The organism is Candidatus Thermoplasmatota archaeon (assembly GCA_034660695.1).
In the GTDB taxonomy this organism is placed as follows: Archaea; Thermoplasmatota; E2; order UBA202; family DSCA01; genus JAYEJS01.
Genome location: JAYEJS010000114.1, coordinates 1 through 8,043 on the forward strand (window position 1 = coordinate 1; position 8,043 = coordinate 8,043).

Here is an 8,043-nt window from a genome sequence, read left to right on the forward strand (position 1 = left end):
AAACTTGGCATCCTGCATCTGCTACCTTATAGCAATATGATATGAAAAATTTTCGATTTTTTTCACGAATTTAAGCAGAACTCAAGAATCTAAAGAATCATAATGCCACTCCATATTGAGTAAGTTCATCAATTTGTAAAATTTTTTTAAATTGAGTTAAAGTCCTTTACAAATCAATTTTATATATTTTAGGTAAATGCTCCTGCATATACTATGATACCGGAAGTTAAAGAAATGAGAATACATCTCGGTATAATACCCGACGGCAGCAGGCGCTGGGCGAGGATAAATGGAATTAAGGATTACGATGGTAGGCAGTCCGGGGAGGTCATAGACAAGATAGTGAGGTGTGTATTTGAGAAGTACCCAGAAGTGAGTGACCTCTCCATATGGGCGTTGTCACCCGAGAATCTGCAAAGACCTGAAGGGGACAAGGAGCTTGTTTACAGGCTGCTTAAAAGGAAGATAAAAGACCTCCTGCATAATCCAGGAATTTCCAAGGGGAAAATAAAGGTAAACATCGTCGGGTCGAGATTGGGGGAAATGCCGCAGGAAATAAGGGAGCTGGCACATGATATCGTTTCAAAGACAAAGAACCATAAAGGCAGGATGCTTAACATATGCATCGGATACGGGGGTAAGGAAGAAATACTCAACGCTGTGATGGCGGCATCGAAATGGCTCAGGAAGAACCCCGCGATAACAAATCTGCATGCGAATGTCTTCGAGAAGTTTTTGATGATACCCGAGCCCTTGGACATTGTGATCAGAACAGGTGGTAGGAAGAGGCTTTCAGGGTTCATGCTTTACCAAATTGAGTATGCAGAACTCTTTTTCATGGACACTTTGTGGCCAGACTTCACCCCAAGAGATCTTGATAACATAATGAAAGAATTCTTAAACAGGGAGAGGCGGGGCGGTTCGGCAAATAACCTCTGGGATTTGCAAACCAAAACGCAGATACTTGGAAAATATCTTTCTCCGTTCCTTATTAAAACAAATTTGTATAATTTTGATCATCCTCCATTAATTCCATTAAGAATTTAAATTAAATTTTGTTTTCATATCATACCTATGAAAAAAATAATAAATGAAGCTGGTGCCGAAAGAATAACCATCTGCTTGTAAAGCTTTAAGGTATATTTTGGAAGAAAATGGCTGTTTTTAATGATGTACCCAATCGCCTTCATTATGCTTAAGTGGGCTAGGCCGGAATTGAACCGGCGACCTTTGCCTCGTAAGGGCAACGTCATAACCCCTAGACCACTAGCCCGTTTCGTATTACCACCAGCCTGGCACAAGACCACTGGCTCACAGGTAGGCGACATCGTCACCCCCATGCCTGTTCTGCGGTAACAGGACATCAAGCCCTGATTTAAATGTTTTAAGGTCTATTTCACCGGAAAGCATCTTATCCAGCCATACCTTTGCCTTGTCATTAGGATTTAATGCATCAATGTCTGGCTGTCTCTGTGTGCTATTGAAGTAATCCTTTACCATTTTATCGGTTGTATGATCGTACCGCAGCGTCGTTTCAATCTTCCTGTGTCGTGCCTGCCTCTGAAGGATCTTGGGGTTTACATTCTGGTTGAAACCGTCTGTTATGACACTGGGTTTTATCAGATATGGATAGACGCTTCGTTTAAATCCTGCACGTGCAGCAATCCTTTTTGCGACCCTGTATACAAAATCGGAGTTCGGCGATGGTGCAAGTCCGTAATGGCTTCCTTTGTCTATTATCAGAAGTTTGTCTTTGTCTTCCTTCCGTTTCGGTGGTATCCTGCAACGCTTATATTCCTCGAAAGCGTTTATCATGTGTGGTGTCAGAATCACATGGTTGTTGCCAGTTTTAGTGTCATCGAGATAAAGTATCTGGTTTTTGCAGTCATGCAGGAAAATCATCAGCTTAAAGAATTCACTTGGTCGGAGTAAACCGTCTATCTGGTAGGTCACAACCAGTTTTTCCAAGGATGTATCGGCAGCATTTTTGTACTGTTCCAGTTCTTCATGACTCAATACCTGTTTGTTCACATATACTGAATTTGGCACGGATACACGCAGCTCCTTTCTGTGCAGAAAGTTGTCAACAAAGTTGTTTATGGAATTCAAACGGCCAACATTGCCATTGGTTTTGTAATGCTGCAGGCAAAATGCCTTGTATTCCTTGGTATCGTCAGGTATCAGTTCATCATAGCGTTTATGCCTAGTATCCCAGAGCCATTCCAGGAAATACTGGATGAATTTATAGTAGTTATCTCTGGTATTCTGCTTTGAATATTCCCGACGGAGATATTGCCTATATTTTTCTAATATCTCCTCGTTCATATTATATTACCTCTGTGAGAGCATCTCTCACTTGCGAATGCTTACTTATATTTTCTTTCTTTTCTTGGCTTTCACCTCCGCCTTGTTCAGGCAGAAAAGAGAATGAATATGAATTAATAATTTTTATGGCATTTTGCACACAATACTGATCGATCATAACTTTTTGATAGACACCCTGTATTTTCCTCATTTCATTCAGTTTATCCAGCTCCTCTGCACTCTGCAGGATAATTTCATCGATATGATCCTCAATGTAATTAACAAGCTCAAACACAGCTCTTTTTTCGATTTTCCGATCTGTAAGTTGTCGCATCCGTTTCCAGACCGGGTGACAGAACATCATTTTGTTTGAGTTTTTCACAAAAATAGAAAAGCCCACTGTTTATATATACCATTAAGGATATATTCTAAAAAAATGGTACGGATTAAAAATTAAAAAAGGGTACTTATGGGATTATTAAATAAGAAATTACCAATAGAAAAAGGCGTGCCGGGAAAAATATACCTGCTGGCATATAGATAGCCAAGAAGCAAATATGAAATATCAAAAATTCTTTACGGCGATCCGAATCGAAAAAATGTAAAAAAATTATACCAAAACTCGCAGAAGAAGGATATTTGCTGCCGGTGGAAAAAAGGGAATGGCCAGATACGAGGTGGATTTCGAATACTGAGCCAATACTCGCAGTAATACGGCAAACGAAAGGTGGCACACTTACAGATGATGAAATAAAACGCTTAAATGATATCATATCATCGGATGCATTCAGACAAGTCATAGAAAATATTGTCTTAGAAAGAATTCGAAAAAAGGGAATAAACGGGTTGGAGGCTGTTTTAGCTTCACTTGATCTCTGCTTAATAATGGCGGAGTATATCAGAGATAAGGATAGGAGAGGGAAAATAATACATGATGAGGAACTCGAAAAAGATAAGGAGACATTCCTAAAGACGCATAAGAGAGCAGTAAAAAGCATGAAATCCATGCCACCGGGAATGAAAAAAAGTGCCATCCCCCTTGGAGATATGTTCTACGATCTCGGCGATGTGGAAAAAATGCCAGATGAACTCATAGAAAAGGTCAAGGGTGTAAGTAAAACCGGAGCAGGATTTATTAGAGGGATGGAAGGTGCAAAAGTTCTTCTCAACATTGCAGAAGAAGTAGAAGAAAAGTATGGTGTGGATAAAATTAAGAAAGAATGAGAGAAAACTTAAAGGGATCAGCAAACTCGGGAAAGATACTGGAAAGTGAAAGAATGAAAAAATTAGAAAAATAGAAAATTAATTAATATAAAAAAGTTATATAGCTACAATTAGTTAAGATATGCTAAAGGTGAAATTATGAATGATAAAATACTGGACATAGATGGTGTGAAATATAATTTATGGATTCCTAAAAACGAGGAAAAAGAATTTGAGCCGATTGTTATAGCGCATATGAAAGATATTTTTGGGGAAGGGGCGTTGTTCTTCAATATAAAAAAGAAGATTATGTCGATAGCTGGTGAAAAAAGCATACCTGATGGCTATCTGATAGATTTTGATAAAAATGAGTTTTATGTCATAGAAATTGAATTATCAACACATCCAGAATATGACCACATCAATAAACAAGTTGGAAAATTCATTAAAGCACTAAAAAATTATAGAACTCGTCAACAGATTGCCAGTGTTTTAAAGGAAAATGTTGAAAGAGATATAGTAAGAAGAAAATTTGTCACAGATAAGATTGGTAAAAAAGATACTTATCAATATTTTTTGGAGAATATTCTTGAAGAAGCACAAAATCAAAAGTTTCAGGTTGTTATTATTATTGATAAAAGAACAGATAGGATTATGGAGGCTTGTGAGATACTGACTCCAAAACCAAAGATTTTAGAGTTTGAGATGTATCAAAGAGAAGATGCTCCCAGTGTTTGTGCCCATTTATTTGAACCCTTCTATAAAGTCGGAATTAAAGAATATGTCAAAGCAGAGAAAAAAGAAAAGAGAGCGAGAAAAGGTGAAATAGCACCAGAGAAAGCATATTATATCCCTATTTTAGAATCATTAATAGAACTCGGTGGCAGTGGAAAAATGAAAGATGTTGAGGATAAAGTAAAGGGGAAAATGAGGCATATATTAACTAAAAAGGATTATGAAACATTGTCTAACGGCAAGACTATTCGATGGAGAAATAGGGCAGAGTGGGCACGAAATGATTTAGTGAGTAAATTTGGGTATCTAAAGAGGGATTCTCCACGGGGTATATGGGAAATCTCGGAGAAAGGAGAAAGGTATTACAAGGAAAATAAAGAGGAATAGAAGAGAGAATATATGTAAAAATAAATAGAAAGTACGAAAATTTCTTTACATAAGCTTAGGGAGTACTTTTTAACTCATATATGGTTCCTGTGAGCTGGTGCGGGCACAGCAACTTGAATTAATAAAAAATCAAAAGGATTAGCAAATTCGGGAAAAAATTCTATGAAATAAAACGGTTTATTGACACAAATGATGAATTAATAGAAGAGTACCTATCAAGAAAAGATGGGGAATAGAAACTGGATATAGATGCATCAATGATTTCAAGGGTCAAACTCATTCTTTATCTGATGCGGCCAGGTTATTTTTGTACCTTCAGGCCATCCTCCTGTACAACCTATGGATTCAAATAAACCTCCAATTCAAAGACGACCCCGGTAGAAAGAAATATTTCAGGGATGGAATACCCAAATCAACCATCAAATTCGTTATGGAAGAGTTGGCAAGGGACCGGCTAGAAGAATGGAAGGATAGCTCTGAAGTCTAACAAACGCTGAGTTCACATCTGCAATGAGTTAGAGTTGACCATCGTCTTTTTCCCTCCTGAGAACCAAAAACTCTGTTTTCTATCCCTCGTCTTCATCTATCTGAAAGCTTTGAAAGAGTAGATTGTTTCTCCTCACCGCCCGAGGAGAAACGATTATCCCACAAAATAAAGCTCATTCTTAGAGACTACAAGCGATATCCCTCGAAATATGCGATATATCTTATTTTATTTCTGATTCTTCTGTTCTCGAATGAAGAACAAAAATTCTTCCAAAAAATAGGACATGCGGGTATAAACATTTGAGAATTCAGTGGTCAATCCAAAAACATTAAGGAAAGAAACAATTGCTCTTTAACCGAAATTCATGACATTTACTATCAAATTGTGATCAATCTACTGATAAAGTTTTTGTATAGGTTTCTGTTGATAACGTGGGTGAGAAAATGAATTGTAAAAAATTAGGGACGACAATATGTGTAATAACGTTGGTAATTGGATCCGTGTTAATCAGCGGGTGTATAGAATCTGGGGAAAAAGAAGAGGAGGAGGAAGGAGGGGTCGCCGGAATCACTACCTACTCTGGAACGTGGTCGGGCACCTCACAAGGCAGCAGCGTGAGTGGCACCTTTGAACTCACCGTTGATTTCGATAATGGTACAGTGAGTGGATCAATCTCTGGCGATGCTGTAGCGACGGTGAGTGGCACTGCCACCGAATCAGGGTTGACTGCTAGTGGGACTGTAAGCGGTTATGGAGTGACGTGGTCAGGGACCTTTTCTTCAGATAAGTCCTCAGTTTCAGGAAACTGGGAGTACGATGTTTCGGGTATCGGATCTGGTACATGGAGCGGCACAGCAGATTAATAACTTTTGAAGGTGGAAAAATGAGCAAATTAAAAACGGTAGGTATTGGAGGTTTTTTTGTATTTTGTATTTTGCTGTTGGTGTTGCAATCCGGCAACATGTCAGCTGATGAAATAGCAAATCCGGTTGAAAACGCGTTTGTATCCTTGGGATGGAGTGATAATAGCCATAGCTATTCCAACGGAACTATCACCAATGCTACTGGCTATTACGAAATGAACGTTGCAGAAGGAAAAGTAAATGTTTCTGCAGGTTTTATGCAAATAAGAGGAAACGAAACGATAATGGTGGGAGATTATACCGGTGTTTTCAATGTTACTGGCATTCCATGTCTGTACTGGAAAAATATCACGTTGCCAGCTTTTCCAAACGATACTGCCACATTGGAGGGGCGTGTATATGACAATGTGAGTGAAAAACCACTTCAAGGGAATATAAGCGTTATATTTTCTGACGGTTACTTCTTTGGCATGAACTCGACTGATTGTAACGCCAGCGGTTTTTACGAGATCGATGTGCCTCCTTCGGATGTTATGATAATGGCATCCGCTACCGGCTATTATTCAGACTTCAACAATACAAACATAGGTGCAGGGACGACAACGATTGATTTCTATCTTATTCCTGCTCCGCCATCACCACCTGAAACAGCGGTGGTAAAAGGATATGTTACAAAGTCCAATCCCGGAGAGGCAATAGAAAACGCGAGTGTATCTATATACGGATTCGATGTTGCCTACTCTAACTCTACATTCACCGATGCCTTCGGATACTATCAGTTTAACACTCCCGCAGGAAATTTTTCGCTGAGTGCAACCGCAGAGAATCACTTTGATAACAACACAATACCTTCATTCCAGGTAAATGAAAGCGAGACAAAATGGGTGAATGTCTCGCTGGTGCCATTCCCGGCAGATAATGCATGGGTGGAAGGCTATATATATGATAATGATACTGCCTCGCCCATTCCAAATGCAGGTGTGGAAGTGCAGGGCAGCATAACCGTCAACATAATAATGACAGGTACCTTCACAAGAAACACTACAACAGATGGGAGTGGTTACTATAATGTTTCTGCTCCAGCAATTTTTGCAGAAGAAATGTATCCAGGATATTATATGAATTATTCTGAAATAGATTTAATAGAAGCATCCGCAGACGGATATTTTGATAACGCAAGCTACGATGGCATCATCGAGCCGGGCGACGTGATGGTCAGAGATGTCAACCTGACGCCCAAGCCACCCGAAACCTGCATAGTGAAAGGATACATCTCCCAGGGTGGAGTACCACCAGCCAATCAGCCACCGACGGTAAATATCACTTCCCCATCTGATGGTGCAACGGTGAATGAAATGGTAAGCATTCAAGGAACTGCATCAGATAGCGACGGCACCGTGCAGAACGTGGAGGTTAAGATTGATGAGGGTTCGTGGCAAACGGCGACAGGCACAACGAGCTGGAGTTACGACTGGGATACCACCACGATCAGCGACGGCAGCCATACAATCCACGCTCGGAGTTATGACGGCACTGATTACAGCACCATCGCTCAGGTGAACGTGACTGTGGATAACAATCAGCCACCGACTCCAGGAGCCACATTGTATGTCGGTGGCACGGGACCCAATAACTACACAAGTATTCAAGATGCTATAGATAATGCCAGTAGCGGGGATACCGTGTTTGTTTATAATGATTCCTCTCCATATAATGAAAACGTGGTGGTCAACAAATCCATCACGCTGATTGGAGAGGATAAAGAAACCACCATAATAGATGGAGGGGGAATCGATAATGCGGTCACCGTAACCCCGGACAACGTTACTATGCAAAGATTATCAGTAAAAAACGGAGGCGATGCAGGAATTCTCATCGATTATTATGTTTCGGGTGCTCATATTTCTGATTGTAACTTGTATGACAACTATAATGGAATAGAGTTGGATTGGGAATGCAGTGATAACTTCATTTCCAATAATTCTTTCTGGAACAACACCCATGGCATTGATATCTGGTATAGTACCGGCAATACCTTCCGCAACAACACCGTTACGGTCAATG

The 8,043-nt window shown here is 39.8% G+C and carries 7 protein-coding genes and 1 tRNA gene; 5 read left to right on the forward strand and 3 right to left on the reverse strand.

The window, feature by feature from the left end; all coding sequences use genetic code 11:
• Positions 1–213: 213 nt before the first annotated feature.
• Positions 214–1,047 (forward strand): polyprenyl diphosphate synthase, encoded by an 834-nt coding sequence (gene uppS, locus U9O96_05670; GenBank protein MEA2054588.1) that lies wholly within the window; start codon positions 214–216, stop codon positions 1,045–1,047.
• Between the two features lie 153 nt (positions 1,048–1,200).
• Here the strand turns inward: uppS and U9O96_05675 are convergent.
• From U9O96_05675 to U9O96_05685, 3 genes are all read right to left on the reverse strand, one after another.
• Positions 1,201–1,273: transfer RNA gene (locus U9O96_05675), tRNA-Val, on the reverse strand.
• A 38-nt stretch (positions 1,274–1,311) separates the two neighbouring features.
• Positions 1,312–2,325: a tyrosine-type recombinase/integrase gene (locus U9O96_05680; protein ID MEA2054589.1), complete on the reverse strand. Its 1,014-nt coding sequence runs from the start codon at positions 2,323–2,325 to the stop codon at positions 1,312–1,314.
• A 1-nt stretch (position 2,326) separates the two neighbouring features.
• Positions 2,327–2,686: a hypothetical protein gene (locus U9O96_05685; protein ID MEA2054590.1), complete on the reverse strand. Its 360-nt coding sequence runs from the start codon at positions 2,684–2,686 to the stop codon at positions 2,327–2,329.
• A gap of 257 nt (positions 2,687–2,943) precedes the next feature.
• On the opposite strand from U9O96_05685, the gene U9O96_05690 reads away from it, so the two are divergent.
• The 4 genes from U9O96_05690 to U9O96_05705 form a co-directional block, all read left to right on the forward strand.
• Positions 2,944–3,528, forward strand: a complete 585-nt coding sequence (locus U9O96_05690) for a hypothetical protein (GenBank protein ID MEA2054591.1) — start codon at positions 2,944–2,946, stop codon at positions 3,526–3,528.
• Between the two features lie 138 nt (positions 3,529–3,666).
• Positions 3,667–4,629, forward strand: coding sequence for a winged helix-turn-helix domain-containing protein (locus U9O96_05695; protein ID MEA2054592.1), 963 nt, complete (start codon positions 3,667–3,669; stop codon positions 4,627–4,629).
• 930 nt (positions 4,630–5,559) lie between these two features.
• Complete coding sequence (locus U9O96_05700) at positions 5,560–5,979, forward strand: hypothetical protein (GenBank protein ID MEA2054593.1); 420 nt, start codon at positions 5,560–5,562, stop codon at positions 5,977–5,979.
• 20 nt (positions 5,980–5,999) lie between these two features.
• The coding region (locus U9O96_05705; GenBank protein ID MEA2054594.1) for a carboxypeptidase regulatory-like domain-containing protein at positions 6,000–8,043 on the forward strand (2,044 nt) is incomplete at its 3' end.